General features: G+C 49.7%; 21 protein-coding genes. 14 read left to right on the forward strand and 7 right to left on the reverse strand.

The window, feature by feature from the left end:
- Nucleotides 1-8 precede the first annotated feature (8 nt).
- The 3 genes from AC0VYQ_RS08020 to AC0VYQ_RS08030 form a co-directional block, all read right to left on the reverse strand.
- Entirely contained in the window at nucleotides 9-599 is a 591-nt protein-coding gene (locus AC0VYQ_RS08020) for an ArsR/SmtB family transcription factor (RefSeq protein ID WP_475403343.1), read from the reverse strand.
- Nucleotides 600-751: 152 nt separating this feature from the next.
- The gene (locus tag AC0VYQ_RS08025) at nucleotides 752-1,162 is read right to left on the reverse strand and encodes a nucleoside 2-deoxyribosyltransferase (protein ID WP_214804595.1); all 411 of its coding nucleotides are present in this window, start codon (nucleotides 1,160-1,162) and stop codon (nucleotides 752-754) included.
- A 45-nt stretch (nucleotides 1,163-1,207) separates the two neighbouring features.
- Nucleotides 1,208-2,206 carry an NADP-dependent oxidoreductase gene (locus AC0VYQ_RS08030; RefSeq protein WP_475403344.1) on the reverse strand — a complete coding sequence of 333 codons (999 nt, stop codon included), beginning with the start codon at nucleotides 2,204-2,206 and terminating at the stop codon, nucleotides 1,208-1,210.
- A 120-nt stretch (nucleotides 2,207-2,326) separates the two neighbouring features.
- Between AC0VYQ_RS08030 and AC0VYQ_RS08035 the strand changes: the two genes are divergently transcribed.
- From AC0VYQ_RS08035 to AC0VYQ_RS08055, 5 genes are all read left to right on the forward strand, one after another.
- On the forward strand, nucleotides 2,327-2,545 hold the full coding sequence (locus tag AC0VYQ_RS08035; RefSeq protein ID WP_475403345.1) for a hypothetical protein: 219 nt from the start codon (nucleotides 2,327-2,329) through the stop codon (nucleotides 2,543-2,545).
- A 12-nt stretch (nucleotides 2,546-2,557) separates the two neighbouring features.
- The gene (locus AC0VYQ_RS08040; RefSeq protein WP_475403346.1) at nucleotides 2,558-3,358 is read left to right on the forward strand and encodes a phosphotransferase enzyme family protein; all 801 of its coding nucleotides are present in this window, start codon (nucleotides 2,558-2,560) and stop codon (nucleotides 3,356-3,358) included.
- A gap of 20 nt (nucleotides 3,359-3,378) precedes the next feature.
- Nucleotides 3,379-3,942, forward strand: coding sequence for a nucleotidyltransferase family protein (locus AC0VYQ_RS08045; protein ID WP_475403347.1), 564 nt, complete (start codon nucleotides 3,379-3,381; stop codon nucleotides 3,940-3,942).
- 86 nt (nucleotides 3,943-4,028) lie between these two features.
- On the forward strand, nucleotides 4,029-4,559 hold the full coding sequence (locus tag AC0VYQ_RS08050) for an RNA polymerase sigma factor (protein ID WP_475403348.1): 531 nt from the start codon (nucleotides 4,029-4,031) through the stop codon (nucleotides 4,557-4,559).
- Nucleotides 4,556-5,470: a hypothetical protein gene (locus tag AC0VYQ_RS08055; protein WP_475403349.1), complete on the forward strand. Its 915-nt coding sequence runs from the start codon at nucleotides 4,556-4,558 to the stop codon at nucleotides 5,468-5,470. The genes AC0VYQ_RS08050 and AC0VYQ_RS08055 overlap by 4 nt, the downstream gene beginning before the upstream one ends.
- Here AC0VYQ_RS08055 and AC0VYQ_RS08060 read toward each other — a convergent pair.
- The gene (locus tag AC0VYQ_RS08060; RefSeq protein ID WP_475403350.1) at nucleotides 5,445-5,873 is read right to left on the reverse strand and encodes a GNAT family N-acetyltransferase; all 429 of its coding nucleotides are present in this window, start codon (nucleotides 5,871-5,873) and stop codon (nucleotides 5,445-5,447) included. The two genes, AC0VYQ_RS08055 and AC0VYQ_RS08060, sit on opposite strands and share 26 nt — an antisense overlap.
- A 23-nt stretch (nucleotides 5,874-5,896) precedes the next feature.
- Nucleotides 5,897-6,568 carry an HAD family hydrolase gene (locus AC0VYQ_RS08065; protein WP_475403351.1) on the reverse strand — a complete coding sequence of 224 codons (672 nt, stop codon included), beginning with the start codon at nucleotides 6,566-6,568 and terminating at the stop codon, nucleotides 5,897-5,899.
- 103 nt (nucleotides 6,569-6,671) lie between these two features.
- Here AC0VYQ_RS08065 and AC0VYQ_RS08070 point away from each other — a divergent pair, with 103 nt between their 5' ends.
- Together AC0VYQ_RS08070 and AC0VYQ_RS08075 are read left to right on the forward strand one after the other, a co-directional pair.
- Entirely contained in the window at nucleotides 6,672-7,529 is an 858-nt protein-coding gene (locus AC0VYQ_RS08070) for an alpha/beta hydrolase (protein ID WP_475403352.1), read from the forward strand.
- A gap of 20 nt (nucleotides 7,530-7,549) precedes the next feature.
- A complete protein-coding gene (locus AC0VYQ_RS08075; protein ID WP_475403353.1) occupies nucleotides 7,550-8,191 on the forward strand; it encodes a zinc dependent phospholipase C family protein in 642 nt (213 codons plus the stop codon).
- A gap of 166 nt (nucleotides 8,192-8,357) precedes the next feature.
- Here the strand turns inward: AC0VYQ_RS08075 and AC0VYQ_RS08080 are convergent, their stop codons facing one another.
- Nucleotides 8,358-9,248, reverse strand: coding sequence for a GGDEF domain-containing protein (locus tag AC0VYQ_RS08080; protein WP_475403354.1), 891 nt, complete (start codon nucleotides 9,246-9,248; stop codon nucleotides 8,358-8,360).
- A 342-nt stretch (nucleotides 9,249-9,590) separates the two neighbouring features.
- On the opposite strand from AC0VYQ_RS08080, the gene AC0VYQ_RS08085 reads away from it, so the two are divergent.
- From AC0VYQ_RS08085 to AC0VYQ_RS08115, 7 genes are all read left to right on the forward strand, one after another.
- Entirely contained in the window at nucleotides 9,591-10,538 is a 948-nt protein-coding gene (locus tag AC0VYQ_RS08085; protein WP_214891772.1) for a cation diffusion facilitator family transporter, read from the forward strand.
- Between the two features lie 68 nt (nucleotides 10,539-10,606).
- A complete protein-coding gene (locus AC0VYQ_RS08090) occupies nucleotides 10,607-11,659 on the forward strand; it encodes a DUF389 domain-containing protein (protein ID WP_475403355.1) in 1,053 nt (350 codons plus the stop codon).
- Nucleotides 11,660-11,663: 4 nt separating this feature from the next.
- Nucleotides 11,664-12,005, forward strand: a complete 342-nt coding sequence (locus AC0VYQ_RS08095) for a potassium channel family protein (protein ID WP_088837130.1) — start codon at nucleotides 11,664-11,666, stop codon at nucleotides 12,003-12,005.
- 24 nt (nucleotides 12,006-12,029) lie between these two features.
- Nucleotides 12,030-13,253: a chloride channel protein gene (locus tag AC0VYQ_RS08100; RefSeq protein WP_475403356.1), complete on the forward strand. Its 1,224-nt coding sequence runs from the start codon at nucleotides 12,030-12,032 to the stop codon at nucleotides 13,251-13,253.
- Nucleotides 13,243-14,898 (forward strand): DUF6044 family protein, encoded by a 1,656-nt coding sequence (locus tag AC0VYQ_RS08105; RefSeq protein ID WP_475403357.1) that lies wholly within the window; start codon nucleotides 13,243-13,245, stop codon nucleotides 14,896-14,898. The genes AC0VYQ_RS08100 and AC0VYQ_RS08105 overlap by 11 nt, the downstream gene beginning before the upstream one ends.
- Nucleotides 14,899-14,912: 14 nt before the next feature.
- A complete protein-coding gene (locus AC0VYQ_RS08110) occupies nucleotides 14,913-15,860 on the forward strand; it encodes a glycosyltransferase family 2 protein (protein WP_475403358.1) in 948 nt (315 codons plus the stop codon).
- A complete protein-coding gene (locus AC0VYQ_RS08115) occupies nucleotides 15,857-16,243 on the forward strand; it encodes a GtrA family protein (protein ID WP_475403359.1) in 387 nt (128 codons plus the stop codon). Before AC0VYQ_RS08110 ends, AC0VYQ_RS08115 begins: the two co-directional genes overlap by 4 nt.
- A 4-nt stretch (nucleotides 16,244-16,247) precedes the next feature.
- Here AC0VYQ_RS08115 and AC0VYQ_RS08120 read toward each other — a convergent pair whose 3' ends face one another.
- On the reverse strand, nucleotides 16,248-16,811 hold the full coding sequence (locus tag AC0VYQ_RS08120) for a DedA family protein (RefSeq protein WP_475403360.1): 564 nt from the start codon (nucleotides 16,809-16,811) through the stop codon (nucleotides 16,248-16,250).
- Nucleotides 16,812-16,813 lie beyond the last annotated feature (2 nt).

The following is a 16,813-nucleotide window of genomic DNA, read 5'->3' on the forward strand; positions in this document are numbered from 1 at the left end:
TCCTTCCGTTATTTTTCCTCGAATAACGCCTCATCGATTTCAAACCCGGTCGCCATGATATAAAAAAGTTTGTTGTCGTCTTTCGTTTCAAGTTGATCTTCTAACTCAGCCAGGAGCTGACGGTATTTTTTCGTGAATTCTAAAAATTTTTGCGGGGTCGTCGCGATTTCTTTTTGGACGGACAAACTGGTCCACGCTTCGACGTCGGAAGAACGCGGTTGAAAGGAGTCGTCCGGCGCAGTGAGGACACGTGTTTTCGCGCGGTCAAGCACTTCAAGATAAGACTGACGTGTCGCTTGTTGTGTCTCAACTAAATTAAGCAAATGATCAGCTGGGATAAAACCGCGTGCGACGGATTGATAATACTTTAAGACGTTTCCACCCTGAATCTCTTCTTTCACTAACGTTATCAGCTGGTACTTTTCGAGTTCACGTAAGTGGTACAGGATTTTTGCCCGGGAGACATCCAGTTTTTGAGCTAATTGGTGACCCGTATGCGGTTGTTCAATCAAGTGCATCAACATCTTTGTCCGCATCGGGTCACTGATGACTTTCAGCTGTTCATAGTGTTCTAAAATCAAAATCGACTTTTGCATCATTTCCAACACCTCTCATCATTAAATAAACCGGTTAATAAAAGTTAACTGTTAAAACGAATTGTAGCGGAAGGAGCGAAAAATAGCTAGTGTAATTTACAAAAAAATCCAGATGCAGTAGTTGACGATAAAAAAAGATTGCAGAGGAGGACCCTCTACAATCCACGAATAGACATCCGCTGGTGATGCTGCACAATCAATTCGGTCAATTCATCAAGCGTCCCACTGCAGGGGATGATTTCCGGCAAATGATAGAACGTACTCGTCGTCTCGAACCGGTCATATGTCTGATCAACACAATGGAGAAAAATCGGCTTGTCTTGTCCTAGGGCGATTCCGAGTTCGATATGGCTTCCTTTACCTGCCGGCAGCAAAATGATGACGCAGTCCGAGAGCGTGATGGCCTGCTTTTCAGCATGACCAATCGTTTGCAGTGCCGCTTTACTCGTTGCCCGTTCGTTTTGGGTCCAGTCATACGTCAGCGAAAATCCGCGATCAATCAGTTTATCCCGTAATATCCGGACGTTCGTGATATTTGCAAAGCTTGAACCGATATAAAACTGCATCCGTCTGCTCCTTTCAGCATGGGTTGTCAAAAAAACTTAATTCGCTTACTTCACCTTCAAGATAACTTTCCCTTTCGCATGACCGGATTCCGAATAGGCGAGCGCCTCCTGTGCCGCTTCAAACGGATAGACCCGATCGATGACCGGTTTGATTTGCCCCGTCTCAATCCATTCCGTGATGTGCTGCAGTTGTCGTCCGCTCGGTTTCATGAACAAAAACGTGTATGTGACGCGGTATTTCCGCTCGAGAAAGGACTCGCGGACCGTCAAGAGACGAAATAACATCGTTTTTAAAACCCCGGACCCGTACGCTTTACCGAACCGGCCATTCGGCAATCCGGAAATCGAGACGATTTGTCCACCGGGCCGGACGATTTTAAAGGCCCGTCTGAGCGTGTCGTCGCCAATCGTATCGTAGACGCCGTCGAAGTCATGTAAGACCTCATCAAACGCAACGGTCCGGTAATCGATGATTTCGTCGGCACCGAGTGCTTTGACAAGGTCATGGCCGGCAGGACTGGCAGTCGTCGCGACATACAGTCCCATCGCCTTCGCCAGTTGGATGGCGAACGTCCCGACACCCCCGGCACCGGCCTGGATCAAGATTTTTTGACCCGGTGTCGCTTGTAGAACGTCGTGGAGTGCCTGATAGGACGTCAAACCGACGAGCGGGATCGACGCCGCCTCTTCGAACGATAACGCATCCGGTTTTCGTGCGACGAGGTCTTCATGAATCGCAATGAATTCAGCGAACGTCCCGATCCGCTGTTTTTCGGCCCGTCCGTAGACGGCGTCGCCGACTTGAAACTGTGTTACCGCGGAACCAACCCTCGTGACGATGCCGGCAAAATCGTTGCCGAGAATCAACGGGAACTGGTAGGGAATCAACAGCTTGACCTTGCCGTCCCGAATCTTAAAGTCAACCGGATTGATGCTCGCGGCATGAATTTCGACTAAGACATCATGTGCGGAGACAACGGGAAGGGGCTGTTCCGTAAGTTCGAGTGGTACGTTTCCATATTTTTCAATCGTCATTGCTTTCACCGAGCATCCACCCTCTCTGACAACTCTTTTTAACCAGTGTATCACGCCTTCCGATAATGCTATACTGAAATTGGATAGGGAAAATATGGGATTAAACGCTAGTGAAAGGTGGGGGACGTGTTGAAGAAATGGGGAGCACGGTTATTACGGGAATGGATTCGCATACCCCGCTGGATGAAACGGACCGTTCCTTTAGCAATCACGCTCGTTCTCGTCTGGCAGCTTGTCAGGACGATGCTTGATTTTGAGATAGGAGCGGTTACGTTCAGTGATGTCATCATGTGTTTGATTGGTGCAGGTATCATCGTCTTCTTACCCAAGTTTGATTCGAAACGATAGGGAGGTTACATCATGTCAAAGGAAGACGAACAGGAACAACCGTTAGCAGGGGGAAACGTTTCTGCTGTCAGTCGCGCAGGCGACACGGTCCGGCGGGAACAAACGCCGGACAGTCCGCGGATTCACCGGCTGCTCGTGCACCTCGAGAAAAAAGAGTATCCGGCAAGTCCACGGTTTCTCGGAATCGATCCGCAAAATCGGGAAATCCTGTCGTATCTTGACGGGGAGGCGGGAAACTATCCCCTCAAGGCCTACATGTGGTCGGAGGCCGTATTAGAAGAAACGGCCCGGTTACTCCGTCAGTTTCATGATGCCACGGCAGACTTCGAAGTACCCGCGTCATGGGAGCCGCTCGATAATACGCCGTTGCCGTATGCAGTCATCTGTCACAATGATTTTGCCGTCTATAATGTCATTTTTAAGGACGAAAAACCGATCGGCGTGATCGACTTTGATTTAGCGGCACCCGGCCCACGCATTTGGGACATCGCCTACACGTTGTATACGTTCGTCCCGCTCAGTCGGCTTCATCATGATGAACACGGGCGACAAGTCGACTATGACCCCGTTACGGGACCAGACCGGATCAAACGGCGCATCGACATCTTTTTAGCGGCCTACGGGATGCCGGAATTAAAGGAGCAATTGTTTGATACGTTACTGCTACGGATTGAAGCCCTCCTGTTGACGATTCATCGTAAAGCAGCCGACGGGGAGGAGGCGTTTCAGCGGATGATTGAGGAGGGGCACGCGGCGCATTATGAGCAAGAACTTGCCTTTATCAAGCAGCATGGTGTGACGTGGTTCGAATAACAATGGGGGAAGTGGTGCAAATGAAGACGGAAACAGATATCGTCCAAATGTTTGAACGGGACCGGGAGACAAGAATACTTCTTGAGGCGGTCGCGAGACTCGACTTACCGGACTGGTGGATTTGTGCCGGGTATGTCCGGGCGAAGGTTTGGGATGTGTTAGAGCAAAAGGAAGCGACAGCGGTCGCAGATATCGATGTCATCTATTTTGACGCCTCCGATACGACGGAAGCGACTGACCGGATGTTAGAAAAACGATTGAATGCACAATTGCCGGATTATCCTTGGTCCGTTAAAAATCAGGCACGGATGCATACCAAAAATGACTTACCGCCATACCGGTCGTCGCGCGACGCGATGGCACAGTTTCCGGAGACGGTGACGGCGATCGGTCTGACGCTACAAGCGGACCAGCTCGAATTTTTCACGGCCTACGGCGTTGGTGATCTGTTGCAGCAACGGCTGCGGCCGACGCCGCTGTTCCAGGCGACGGCACGGCATTTGATTTACCGGCAACGGCTGAAGGAAAAACAGTGGGGAAAGAACTGGTCGGGTGTCCATGAAGCGGAGAATGAATCAACTTGAGTGAAAAAAATTTAAATTGCTGAAACGAAATCCGTCGGTTGTGCAGTCTAACAGGTAGTGACAGACAGAAAGGGGAGAACGGGCGGATGATCGGTCGGCGAAACAAGCGGCAACCCGCGTTTGACGATGAAACGTTTCTGATGTTTTTGACGCGTCATGATACCTATCTTTACAAGATGTCCTACCTCTACTTAAAAAATGACCAGGATGCGCTCGAAAATGTGCAGGAAGTCGCCTATCGCGCCTGGAAACACCGCCATACGTTATTGGACGCGACAATCGCCAAAACCTGGTTGACGCGGATCGCGATCAATTGTGCGCTCGACATGCTAAAGAAAACCCAAGGAATCCGAGTCGACTACACGGCAGTGGCAACGGATGTCGCCGAACCGGTTATTTTCGAGGAGCGACTCGTCAATGATCTTTACTTGCAGGAGCTGCTCGAAGTGCTCACCGTAGCGGAACGGACCATCCTGTTTTTACGGTATTACGAGGACTACACACTGCAGCACGTCGCCGATCTCCTGCAAATACCGGTCAGTACGGTCAAAAGTACACTCTACCGGGCCATTCAAAAGGTTCAGACCAAACAGGTGAAAGGGGGCGGGGCGGAATGAAAGAGCAGGTCAAACGCGCAGTGGATTCAATCGATGTGCCCCGCGGACAGGTCCGCAGTCAATTGCTCGCCGGCGTTCAGCGGGCACGCCGTCCGCGTTTTTCCGGTCGTAAAGTCGCGACAGGACTGGTTGCAGCACTCCTGTTGGCGGTCGGTGGCGGCATGCTACTGGAAGAGACACCACCTGCGGCAGAAATCGTTCGGACAGACGGTGCCGTCGTCGTTCCGAACTGGACGCAGGATAAACAAGTCGAAGGCGATTCGACCGCGGGCAGTATGCTCCCGGGACTCGTCTACAAGCAGGAGCTGTATCTGGCGATGGAGACACCTCTGACGGATGACGTCCGTATCCTGCAAGGGGAACGGCTGGAGCGCGTGACGGCAACACTTGAGGAAATAGGTGACGACGTCATCGAAAATGCCTCGAACCTCGGACCGGTCACTTTGTATCGGGTCGACGGTTACAAGCCGTCCGTACGCCTGTTTGCCGTAGGGGAGGAAGAAGGCAGAAAAAAAGTCTGGCTACTCGAACGCCAGACGGGTTTTACGGTGACTACGGGAAACGATTTTTTTAAAGATTTACATCTTGATCAACCGGTTAAACACTTCGCCTATCAGACATTTGACGAGTGGAATGACACCGAAACGGCACGACCGGTGACTGTCGACCGTCCGTACCGGGCCTTCCTGAATGCCTTGTATCAAAGTGATGCGATGATCCGCGAAGAAGTCCCAAAAGAAGCCGCGGACTACATGCATTCCGACAGAATGAAGATCTTACGCGTGACGCAAGCCGACGGCATCACGGTGTCCCTGCGGCTGATTGCAGGCGGCTACGTCGTCTATCATCAACTGGGTGTCTTCTTTAAGGTCGATCCGGTCGTCTTCAAGGCGATGTGGGAGGCATTGTGACGGTGGCATCGATCGTCTTTCGGAAGCCATAAAACGGACGATAGCCGAGTTGTTCGTAAAACGAGTGGGACGAGGCGCTCGCGAGAATCTCGAGCCGTGTCGCCGGGTACTGGGCGTGGACGTGTCCGAGCAAGGCTTGTCCGAGTCCCTGTCCGCGGGCACTGTCTGCGATTAACAGCTCACAGATGTAGAGCGTGATCGCCGTATCCGTCATGCCGCGGATGTAGCCGGAAACGGTTCCGTCGATGACGACGACGTACGTGACGTTCGACGCCGCGAAGGCGCGTTTCGTTTCGTCAGCACGGGCGACGAGATTACTCCAGCCTTCAGCCGCATTTAACCGTTGAATCGCCTCGAAATCCTGTTCCGTGTAGGGACGGATTTGGTATTGTCGTTCTGACATGGTAAACACTCCTGTTCTATAAGTTAATTTTGAAGCACTGTGCCTAATTCGTCCCAGTCGTCGATCCAGTCCGTACAAGGAGGGAGTAGCGCCGAACCGTTTCTTTTCCAAATCACGTTCATCCTGACTTGCTGCGCACCGAAGACGTCGTTTACGGGATGGTCGCCAATGTAGACGGTCGCATGTGCGTCAAGGGCACACTCTTCTAAAAAGTAGTTGAAAATGAACGGGTCTGGCTTTTTGATTCCGATGTCTTCCGAAATGAGGGTGTGATCGAAATAATGCGTCAGCCCGGATGCCTCGAGCGTGGTACGCTGAAAATCAGACAGACCATTTGAAATCAGTCCGATCAGATAACCTTGTTTTCTTAACGCCTTTAACATATCCGCCGTACCCGGATAGGCGAGGCAATGGTTCGGAAAGGAAACAAAGTAATCGTCGAGTAATTGACGCCACGTCACCGTCGTAATCTCGAACTTCTGCAGCAACTGTTGATACACGATATCTTTTGAAACATACCCATCGTTGTCCAGTGTGATGAAGTGACGCGAATAGTCCGGCAGTGAAACGGGTTGGAAGTCGTTAAAGAAACGCTGATACTGTCCAATGATGAAATTTTTTAAGGACAGCTGCCGATTTAAAAGCGTCCCGTCTAAATCAAACACAACTGCTGTTATATTTTTAATTTCAATCACCACCAATTAGATGAATAAACCGTATACCCATTTCCATATTAATGGAATAATTGAACAAGAGAAAGTTATTTCGACAATTCATCTAAGTAGGAGAGGAAAAGTCATGGCTCATTTCGATACAAAAACGCCGGGACGACCGCTCGTCATTCTGCCCGGTCTTGGCTGCAGCTATCACGAATGGTATCCGATCATCGAAGCATTAAAACAAACGTTTCGTGTCATCTCGATTCACCGCCATGAATTGGACAACACGACTGAACGCGGCACGGCGGGGGTTGCCGTGCAACTCAAACAGTTACTTCAAACAATAGGCGTCACGGAACCGATCCTGCTTGTCGGACATTCTTACGGAGGGCTGTGTGCGCAACAGATGGCACACGATTACCCGGAGCATGTACGCGGACTCGTGCTCGTCGACTCGACATCCGTCCGCTTGCGACAACTGGATGCCTTGACGTTACCGGTCCTCGATGCCTTGTCGACCGATCAGGTCTGGCTTGACAAGTGCCGAAGTTATGCGGAAATGACACGTCACGCCTTATGCGAAGCCATCCAGCCGGAACTGACGCAGGAGCAACAACAGTTACCCATAAACGTCCAACAAGAGCTGCTCGACTTCGAAACCGATCCGTTGCTGTACAGTGAAATGGCCACAGCCATCGAACAGTGGCAGGACGACGCCCTTACGTTGGAACGGCGCGGTCGTCTCGCGGATCTTCCGCTCGCCGTGCTCGGACGCGATAAGGAACTGGCCGTGAACAGCGGAATCGAAGAGGGGTTGCCGGAAGCGGAGTTACGGTTGCTTGAGGACACATGGGAACGATTGATTTGCGAACAGGCCGACCTGTCGACTCAAAGCAAACTACTTTTTGTTGAGCAGGCGAGTCACGCGATTCATCTGGACCGGCCGGGCCCAGTCCTTGACACCATCCGCCGAATCGATGAGCGCGCGAACGATTAAACGAAAAGGAGCGAAGACATATGGGATCACGGATCATGCATTATTGTATTGCGTCATTGCTTGCCGATAAGCTGAAACCGGAGCCCCGGAGTGATTTTCTATTGGGTGGGATTGCGCCGGACATTCACGGTCTGATGGGCGTACCGAAAGGGAAAACGCATTTCAAGGACGTGGATGAGACAGGGAAGAACCGGATTAACCTGGACCGCTTTTTGCGTACATATGAAACACGATTAGCGGAACCGTTTTACCTCGGCTACTTTTGTCATTTGATGTCTGATCAAGTCTGGTTGGATTTTTATTTGGAAAAAGTCGCGTACAGCTCGCGCGGGCAATGGCAAACAGATTTAGAAAAATCCTACCGTGACTTTCAGCGCTTGAATGGACGGATCATCAAACAGTATGGACTTACGAACGAACCCCTGACGATTCCAGCATTTGAAATCGACGGGTATGCTAAAAACCATCTGCCGACACTCATCGCGGAATTAGAAGCCGACTTTCAACACGATGTAACGCTATCACGAGAACCACTAGAGGTATATGCCGATGATGATTCCGAAATCATCCAGTACATCGAACAATCCGTGTCACGGTGCCTGGAACGATTGGCGGAAGTGATTAAAACGAACAGAACGTTGCACGACAAAAATACTTATTAATTTCAATTACCGTAATACTTTAATAAAAATAAGTAAACAAGCAACAAGTATATTTAAAGCACTTTTCTCCTACAAGTTAAACAATCATGAATTACATCAAAAAACAGCTAAGGTGCTTTCTACCGTAGCTGTTTTTTCCAATTCCTCCGAAGGAGTGATGTCGTGTTCATGACAATTGTTTTTGTGCTGATTTATCGGCATACATTGCGGAATCAGCTTGTGCGATGAGCTGCTGAATGTCGTCTGCAACACCCATCGCGAGACCAGAGGCAATCGCAATTTGGGACGCATCCATCTCAGCATGAATAGCTGAGCGGACTGCCTCCATTTCGTCACACGACAAGTGCGATTCAATGAGTGCAAATTCATCACCACCAATGCGGTAGACGTTTTGACTGTGATTTTTCAAAATCGTAGCCGTCATTTTGAGTAGACCATCTCCAGCAGCATGACCGTGATGATCATTTCGAATCTTCAAGTCGTTTAAATCGAATAACAGAATGCCGAGCGGAACATGTTCGCACGTCACGAGTTCCCGTACCATAGTATCAAATTGATATCGGTTATAGAGTCCTGTCAAAGCATCGGTCCGACAGCGTTGTTCCAGATTTTGCTTTTCAGAGATCGCCCGTTCGACATTGCGAATGATTCCCTGAATAGCGACGAGCTGTCCATTCTCATAAATCGGGGTCGAGTATTCTTCGAACCAAATATAATGTCCTTCGTTCGTCCGCCACCGTTGCAAAAAGGGTGTCTCGTAATTTCCTGTTCCCGATGCTTTTGCGACGAGAAGATCGAAGTCTTCCGGATGAACCCGTTCGAAGCAGACAGCGGGGTCGGCGTAACTCGCAGCGACGATGCCTTCACCGAGATGTTCGTCAAGCGACGGACTGATGTAGCGAAAACGTTGAATGGGTTTTACTTCGAAGACATAGACGATATCTTTCGTATGGTGGCCAATCAGTTCGACTGACGGCTGAGGCGTTTCGTTTATTTTTTGGAGTTTAATCAATCCGAGGGTCATAAGAATACCGATACCGATTCCTAAAATAAGCATACAAGGTCACCTTCTTCTAATCTGTATGCCCTATATCGTACCATGTAATTTGCAATTTTTTTACTTTTTTATGTGTAAATGGGGATTTAAATAATTAGTAGATGAAACATTAGTTTTAATCACTCTCTTTTAAAAGAAGACTTGTTTTCAAACAAAATGGAAACACGTGACTCTTTCCAGACTTTTTCGGGTATGGTCTTGATAGGAACTACTTGCAATATACGAGGAATTGAACGGGTTGCAATCTGCTTTAAACAAGAAGCTGCTTCATCCTTTCCGCGTGCATCTACGGACAATCGACTGTCCGAATTGCAGACAACACTTTTTAAAGGAGAGAATGAAATGGGACATGACCACGGGCACGACCATGCACACACTGGAAACAAACGTGTATTATTGATTGCTTTTTCCATCATCACACTATTTATGATCGTTGAAGTGATTGGCGGATACTTGACGAATAGTTTGGCACTTCTCGCTGACGCCGGACATATGTTAAGTGACTCGGCGTCACTCGCGATTTCGCTCGTCGCGTTTAAGCTCGGGGAACGGGCAGCGAGCGGCAGCAAGACATTTGGTTACAGACGTTTCGAAATCCTGGCTGCCGTCATCAACGGTGTCGCCTTAATCGGGATTTCGCTCTATATCTTTTATGAAGCGATTCGTCGTTTTACAGAGCCGACGTCGATTGCCTCGACAGGGATGCTGATTGTCAGTGTCATCGGTCTTCTCGTCAATCTGCTTGTCGCTTGGATCATGTTACGTGGTGGGGACGTCAAAGAAAACCTGAACATGAAAGGTGCCTATCTCCATGTCTTGAGTGACACGCTCGGCTCGATTGGTGCGATTGCCGCAGCCTTGCTCATCATGTTTTTCGGTTGGAACTGGGCCGATCCGCTCGCAAGTATCATCGTAGCGCTGCTCGTCTTACGAAGTGGTTACTTCGTGACGAAATCAGCCGTCAATATTTTGATGGAAGGTGTCCCTGAGAACGTCAATCTCGAAGAAATCACCGCGACGATTCAAGGGACAGAGGGTGTCAACGACGTCCATGACTTACATGTCTGGGCGATCACGAGTGGATTGAATGCCCTGTCGTGTCACGTCGTCACGGACGGGGACATGTCGATTGCTGAAGGGGAGGCGTTACTTCAGGAAATCAAGCATAAGCTTGAAGATCAACATATCCATCATGCGACGATTCAAATCGAGACTGCCAATCACGAGCATAGTGATGCCTTACTTTGTGAACTCGAGGGGAGTGCCGCACCTCATTCACATCACCATTAATTAAATGGAACAACATCATGCATCGTTCACGACAGCTGTCCTTTTGTTTTAAAGGAGTTGATTAAATAATGGATCATCATTATTCGCCGAGTGAATTTAAAGATAAGATGTATGCCGATTTAAAAGTAACACCGAGCGACTCCGTTATTCTTATGTGTTCAATCTTCATTGCCTCAATCGGTCTGAACATGAACTCCATTCCAATCATCATCGGCGCGATGCTCGTCTCGCCGTTGATGACCCCTATTTTAGGTGTCGGATTTGCATTATCCGTATCCGATTTAACACTCCTCAAACGTGCGACGAAATTATTGATTGTCCAAGTGTCCGTCAGTCTGATTGTGGCAACGTTATACTTTTCCATTTCACCCATCACGTATGCAAGTAATGAGATCATTGCAAGAACGTCACCGACGATTTGGGATGTCGTGATTGCGTTTGCCGGCGGGACGGCCGGTATCATCGGTGCGCGAAAAAAAGTCAGCAATAACATCGTCCCCGGTGTCGCGATTGCGACCGCTTTAATGCCGCCTCTTTGTACGGTCGGCTATTCGATTGCGACGATGAATTTGGACTATTTTTTAGGATCGAGTTATTTATTCGTCATCAATTGCGGCTTCATCACGATTGCGACGTTCATCGGTATTCGGTTCATGGGCATTGCTTCTGCAGTGAATGCTAATAAACGTCAAAACCCTCGCATTAACATTGCACTTGCCGTCCTGTCCATCCTGATTACGATCCCCAGTATTTTTTCTGCCGTGACATTAGTCCGGGAAAGTGTCATCAGTACCGGGATCACGTCGTTAATCGATGAGCAGTTCGCGGAAAACGTGGTGATTGACCAGTCCTATGATGAACAAAAAGAACAATTGACGGTGACGGTCACCGGGAAACGCCTGTCTCAAGAAGAGGTGACGGCAATCGAATCGAGCTTACCGGACTATGGATTAGCGGATACAGACTTGGTGATCAATCAGGTCCCGGACATCAACGCCTTGACGGGCGAACAAGCAGCAGCCGTCCTGAACCGTTATCTCGAAGAACGGTTGCGTCAATCCAGCTGGTTCAGCAACCGGTCATTCAATCTTGATGAACTTCCATTCCAATTAAAGGACTGATTCGATGATTGCCTTTTTCATATTGATGCGAAACATGTTTCATGTCGTCCGAATCCTGTTTCGCCAAGAAGAACAGAAAGCGGTCATGTTTTCCGTCGTCTTCTTACTCGCGGTCGGAATGTTCTTCTATCATAGCGTCGAAAAATTGACGTATCTCGATTCCGTCTACTTAGCGGTCATGACATTGACGACGGTCGGCTATGGTGACGTTCATCCGATCACGCCACTCGGAAAAATCTTTTCGATGGTCTACGTGTTGCTTGGCATCGGGGTCCTCAGTGCCGTCATTGCCAACTTCAATCGGGCGTTAAAAGAATTTCATCAAACGAAACGGAAGCCGAAATGAGGTCTAAAGGAGGAGGGGAATGATGTGAAGTTCAATCTGGTTTTTATCTTCTACAGTTGCTTACTCGGGATTCTCGTCGGTGTAGTCGCGTCACTTTTTTTAGGCGTCGTCAACGCATTGATTCATCTCGTGTGGACGACATTACCGGAAACGTTTGACAGCACCTGGTACCCGCTTTGGATGGGAGCGACGGGTGGGGTGTTGATTGGACTGTTCCAGAAATACATCGGGGATTATCCGAAGACGATGCACGAAACGTTACATGAATTTCAGGAAACAGGACGGGTTACGTATGAAGGGGCGATTATCAAAAACAGTAGCGCGGCACTACTTGTCTTGACGTTCGGGGCAAGTCTTGGTCCGGAAGCGGCGCTCGTCAGTATTTTGGGAGGATTGATGACGTGGATCGGCGACCGGATGACGTGGACGATTCATAAAAAGGAACAATTGCTTGAACTCGGGATCGGGGCGATGTTAGCGACGATATTTTATGCACCATTCGTCGGTGTCAGTGAAGCGATCGAAGAGGGAATCGCAGAACGTCGTTTTCAATCAAAACTGACGAAAGCCCTCTTGTACGGGATTACGACAGCATGCGGGATTTTAGCGTTTACGTTGTTGAATCGCCTCTTCCCGAGTGCTTCCGTATTCGGTATCAGTACCCCAGAAGTCAATTGGACGCGGGAAGTCCTTTACTTCTTAGTCCCGGCAATCCTCATCGGGGCAGGTTTCGGAGCAGTGTTTCTTCTTCTTGGTCGATGGACGGACCAGCTTGCAATCAAATATCCATCACCGCTCGGACTCGCGATCAGCGCCGGACTCGCCATCGGTTTGTTTGGTATCTGGTCACCGTATTTTTTATTTTCCGGTGAACATGAACTATTAGACTTCTCAAAAGAAGCGCTCGATCAATCCATTCTCTTTTTAGTCTTGCTTGCGCTCGGAAAAGCTTTGCTGACGAATATCTGTTTTTCATTCGGATGGCGGGGCGGGAAAATCTTTCCGGCGATTTTCTCGAGTACCTCCATCGGCTTCGCGTTTGCTGTCTTGTTTCCGTATACACCCGGGTTACTCGTCGCCGTCGCCGTTGCTGCGAGCTGTACCGTCATTTTGAAACAACCTTTCGTCACGGCGACGTTGTTATTATTTTTGTTCCCACTCCAATTCTTCCCGTTCATCTTATTCGTCGCAATCTTGATTAAACAAATCTCGATTCGAATTGAAGGAAGTGTCTCCAATGAATCGTGATGAAGGGAAGTGGATTTGGCTCGGACTGGCACTGACGGTTTGTTACCTTGCACCACTCCTGCTACTCGGACAAGATGCGCACGTCCGGATCCACGATAACTTGGACTCGAACGTCGTCTGGTATAAAAACTTAGTCGACTCGCAAACCGTCTATGCCGGTCTTGACGCGACGGTCCCGAACTTGCTTGGCGGTGTCGTGTCCCGGAATGCCTTCGTTAGTGAGTGGACGGGAATCATTTGGCTCTATCAAGCATTCCCTCCCTTTGCGGCATATATCATCAGTCAATTCCTTGTCCGAATGTTCGCTTTTCTAGGCATGTATCTTTTACTCCGCGACCATCTGTCGCTTCAGCTGCCACGCTTTCTACTGATTGGGGTTGCCGTCCTGTTCGCGTGGACACCGTTTTGGCCGTCCGGGATGCTCAGTACGCTTGGGATGCCGCTGTTACTGTGGGCCTATCTCAATCTTTGGCACAGCAAGCGAATCGGCGTCAGTCTTCTGACGCTGCTGCTCGTGCCGTTTTACTCAAGTTTCGTCCTGGGGATCGTCTTTTTCTTAGCCGTTTTAGCCGGCGTCAGTCTTTTCCTTGAGTGGCGCAAGCGGACCTTGCATCTCTTATTCTGGCTTGCCGTACTTGGTCAGACGATCCTGTACGTAGTGATTGAATACCGACTCGTCTACTCGATGTTATGGGCGGGGGAGGCGACGAGCCGCGATCAGTTCGAACTTGGACACAATGGCGTTTTGCGCACAATCCGCTTGTTCGGAAAACATCTCTTATTCGGGCATACGCATGCAGAAGCGGCACAGACACCCATCATCTTACTCTTTGTCCTAAGCGTTCTCGTCCTGATTTTGCTAAAGAAAGAGCCTAGCCGATTGATAAAGCGGTTGACCGTCTTTCTACTTGCCTTGTCACTTTGGTATGCCTTCTGGTTTTATGTCGGTTGGAATCCGCTTAAGGAACGGGTGCATCTCTTACAGACCTTCAATTTCGCCCGCTTTCATTTCATTCAGCCGATGATTTGGTATGTCTTGTTTGCCTTGGCACTCGACTGGCTGTGGCAGCAAGGTTTACGGAAAGTCGTTTTGACGGGCGTCTTGATGCAAACGATTGTCCTGATTCTCTGGAATCCGGAAGTCATCTACCGTCAGCAACTGAGTTATGCAGCCTTTTACGCCGAACGGCAATTTGCAGCGATTAAAACCTATATCGGTCGTCCGACAAATCGTTATGCCGTCGTCTCGCTCGGCATGCATCCGGCGATTGCCCAGTACAATGGCATGCGGACGATTGACGGCTACGTCAATTTTTATCCACTGACGTATAAAAAGGCCTTCCGGAAAATCATCGCCGGCGAATTGGAACGCGACGCCGAACTGAGAAAATACTATGACCACTGGGGCAACCGCGTCTATCTTTTCTCACACGAACTCGGAAAGCAATACGACTATACGAAAGCGCACCCGAAAACCATCCAGTCCCTTCACGTCGATAGCCGCCAACTCAAACAGATGGGCGGTGATTATGTCATTTCCGCCGTTAAAGTCGACAATGCGGCGGCGCTCGGATGGGTCGAAGAAAAAACATTCCGCGACGCGCAGTCGGCTTGGATCATTCATCTGTATCGTGTCACCCCTTAAAGGAGGAACTAGATATGTCGCTCCCGACACTGGCACTCGTCATCCCGTGTTACAACGAAGTCGACGCCTTACCCGGAACCGTCGACACGTTGACAGCGTACTTCGATACGTGGCAAGTCCGACAATTGATTTCAGGAGAGTCGTTCATCGTCCTCGTCGATGATGGCAGTAACGACGCCACCTGGGCCATGATTCAATCAATCCATCAAAACGATCGCCGCTTTAAAGGATGTAAGCTCGCCCATAACGTCGGGCATCAACATGCCTTACTCGCAGGTCTTCTCGAAAGTTACCGACAGGCGGACTGTCTTGTCTCGATCGACGCCGATTTACAGGACGACGTCGAAACGATTGAACGTTTTTTAGACTGTTTTCAAGCAGGGGACGACATCGTCTACGGCGTCCGGACGGACCGGACAAGTGACTCTTGGTTCAAACGGACGTCGGCTCAAACCTTTTATCGGATCGAAAGCTGGCTCGGTGTCGAGACGATTTACAACCATGCGGATTTTCGGCTGATGAGTGCCCGTGCCGTTGAAGCACTCAGTCGTTATCCGGAACGTAACCTTTTTTTACGGGGACTCGTTCCGACGCTCGGGTTTCACTCGTCGAGCGTCTCCTATACACGGTCCGAGCGCCTGGCCGGCGAATCGAAATATCCGCTCGGGAAGATGTTAGGACTTGCCTGGGACGGGATCACGTCGTTCAGCGTCCGTCCGATTAAACTTTTGTTCCTCTTATCGCTCATCATGCTCGTCGTCTCAGGCGTCTTCGTGATTTATGCCTTCTATCGTCGGTTCGAGGGCGAGACGATGAGTGGCTGGACGTCGTTGATGATGTCGATTTGGTTCATCGGTGGCTTACAACTGTTCGGGATTGGCTTAATCGGAGAGTATATCGGAAAAATCTATAGTGAAGTCAAACGACGTCCGCAATATGCGGTCGAGGAGACACTCGAATGAGCGGGAAAATCCTCCGGTTTTTACTGGTGGGTCTAGTGAACACGTTCGTCGGTCTCGGCGTGACCTTTTTGTTGTACCACGGATTACAGACCGGGTACTGGGTCGCAACGGCACTCGGCAACGCGTCCGGTGTCGTCGTCAGTTATGTCCTCAATCGCCGGTACACGTTCGCCGTCAAGGCAGGGGGTCCCCGGTACTGGCTGAAATTTTTGACGGTCGTCGTCGTCAGCTATTTCATCGCTTACCGGCTCAGTCTGACCCTCATTCTGGTCCTCTTCCCGACATTCGGTGGGACGGGAGCGATTCTTGTCGGGATGGTACTCTATACGGTCCTGAACTTTTTAGGACAAAATTACTGGGTCTTTCAAAAATCAATCGGCTGAAGCGTTATTCCTTTTTCCGCATGAAGTAACGAATCACGAGAACAGAAAGAACGACGAACACGACAATCCAAGAGACGTGTTTCATGGCAAATGTCGCAACGAGATCCCAGCGTTCCTTTAGATAGTAACCGCTCGTCATGAAAAGCAAGGACCAGACCGTAAAGGACAGTGCCGTTGAAAGTAAAAATGTCGTCAAGCGAATCCGGACCGTCCCGGCACCAAACGCAAAAACCGTTTTCCAGAGCGGGGACAAGAGCAGGTACCAGCCACCATACTGGCGTAAGTTGTGTTCGGCGCGTTGCAAACGGTCCGGACGTACGTGAAGCCACTTCGTCAGCACATGCAGCAGCCGTTCACCGCCGAAGTAGCCGAGACCATACAAAACGAGTTGCGACAGGACGAATCCGATGACGCCCGTCGCAAGCATCAAAACGTAGGAGAGCTGATTCGTCGCCACTAAAAAGCCGGCATAACTCATGATCAGTTCGGTCGGGATAAAGTGGGCGAACAGGGCGAGAAAGACACCGAGATACCCATAATGGTCCATCCAGATTTGCCAGTTGTTCATGA

Source organism: Exiguobacterium sp. QJM3NY_9, from assembly GCF_056173545.1.

What these genes read in the sequence shown, in the direction of transcription:
- AC0VYQ_RS08020 (WP_475403343.1), bottom strand. Translation starts at nt 599, where the DNA reads ATGATGCAAAAGTCGATTTTGATTTTAGAACACTATGAACAGCTGAAA.
- AC0VYQ_RS08025 (WP_214804595.1), bottom strand. Translation starts at nt 1,162, where the DNA reads ATGCAGTTTTATATCGGTTCAAGCTTTGCAAATATCACGAACGTCCGG.
- AC0VYQ_RS08040 (WP_475403346.1), top strand. Translation starts at nt 2,558, where the DNA reads ATGTCAAAGGAAGACGAACAGGAACAACCGTTAGCAGGGGGAAACGTT.
- AC0VYQ_RS08045 (WP_475403347.1), top strand. Translation starts at nt 3,379, where the DNA reads ATGAAGACGGAAACAGATATCGTCCAAATGTTTGAACGGGACCGGGAG.
- AC0VYQ_RS08050 (WP_475403348.1), top strand. Translation starts at nt 4,029, where the DNA reads ATGATCGGTCGGCGAAACAAGCGGCAACCCGCGTTTGACGATGAAACG.
- AC0VYQ_RS08055 (WP_475403349.1), top strand. Translation starts at nt 4,556, where the DNA reads ATGAAAGAGCAGGTCAAACGCGCAGTGGATTCAATCGATGTGCCCCGC.
- AC0VYQ_RS08060 (WP_475403350.1), bottom strand. Translation starts at nt 5,873, where the DNA reads ATGTCAGAACGACAATACCAAATCCGTCCCTACACGGAACAGGATTTC.
- AC0VYQ_RS08070 (WP_475403352.1), top strand. Translation starts at nt 6,672, where the DNA reads ATGGCTCATTTCGATACAAAAACGCCGGGACGACCGCTCGTCATTCTG.
- AC0VYQ_RS08075 (WP_475403353.1), top strand. Translation starts at nt 7,550, where the DNA reads ATGGGATCACGGATCATGCATTATTGTATTGCGTCATTGCTTGCCGAT.
- AC0VYQ_RS08080 (WP_475403354.1), bottom strand. Translation starts at nt 9,248, where the DNA reads ATGCTTATTTTAGGAATCGGTATCGGTATTCTTATGACCCTCGGATTG.
- AC0VYQ_RS08085 (WP_214891772.1), top strand. Translation starts at nt 9,591, where the DNA reads ATGGGACATGACCACGGGCACGACCATGCACACACTGGAAACAAACGT.
- AC0VYQ_RS08090 (WP_475403355.1), top strand. Translation starts at nt 10,607, where the DNA reads ATGGATCATCATTATTCGCCGAGTGAATTTAAAGATAAGATGTATGCC.
- AC0VYQ_RS08095 (WP_088837130.1), top strand. Translation starts at nt 11,664, where the DNA reads ATGATTGCCTTTTTCATATTGATGCGAAACATGTTTCATGTCGTCCGA.
- AC0VYQ_RS08105 (WP_475403357.1), top strand. Translation starts at nt 13,243, where the DNA reads ATGAATCGTGATGAAGGGAAGTGGATTTGGCTCGGACTGGCACTGACG.
- AC0VYQ_RS08110 (WP_475403358.1), top strand. Translation starts at nt 14,913, where the DNA reads ATGTCGCTCCCGACACTGGCACTCGTCATCCCGTGTTACAACGAAGTC.
- AC0VYQ_RS08115 (WP_475403359.1), top strand. Translation starts at nt 15,857, where the DNA reads ATGAGCGGGAAAATCCTCCGGTTTTTACTGGTGGGTCTAGTGAACACG.
- AC0VYQ_RS08120 (WP_475403360.1), bottom strand. Translation starts at nt 16,811, where the DNA reads ATGAACAACTGGCAAATCTGGATGGACCATTATGGGTATCTCGGTGTC.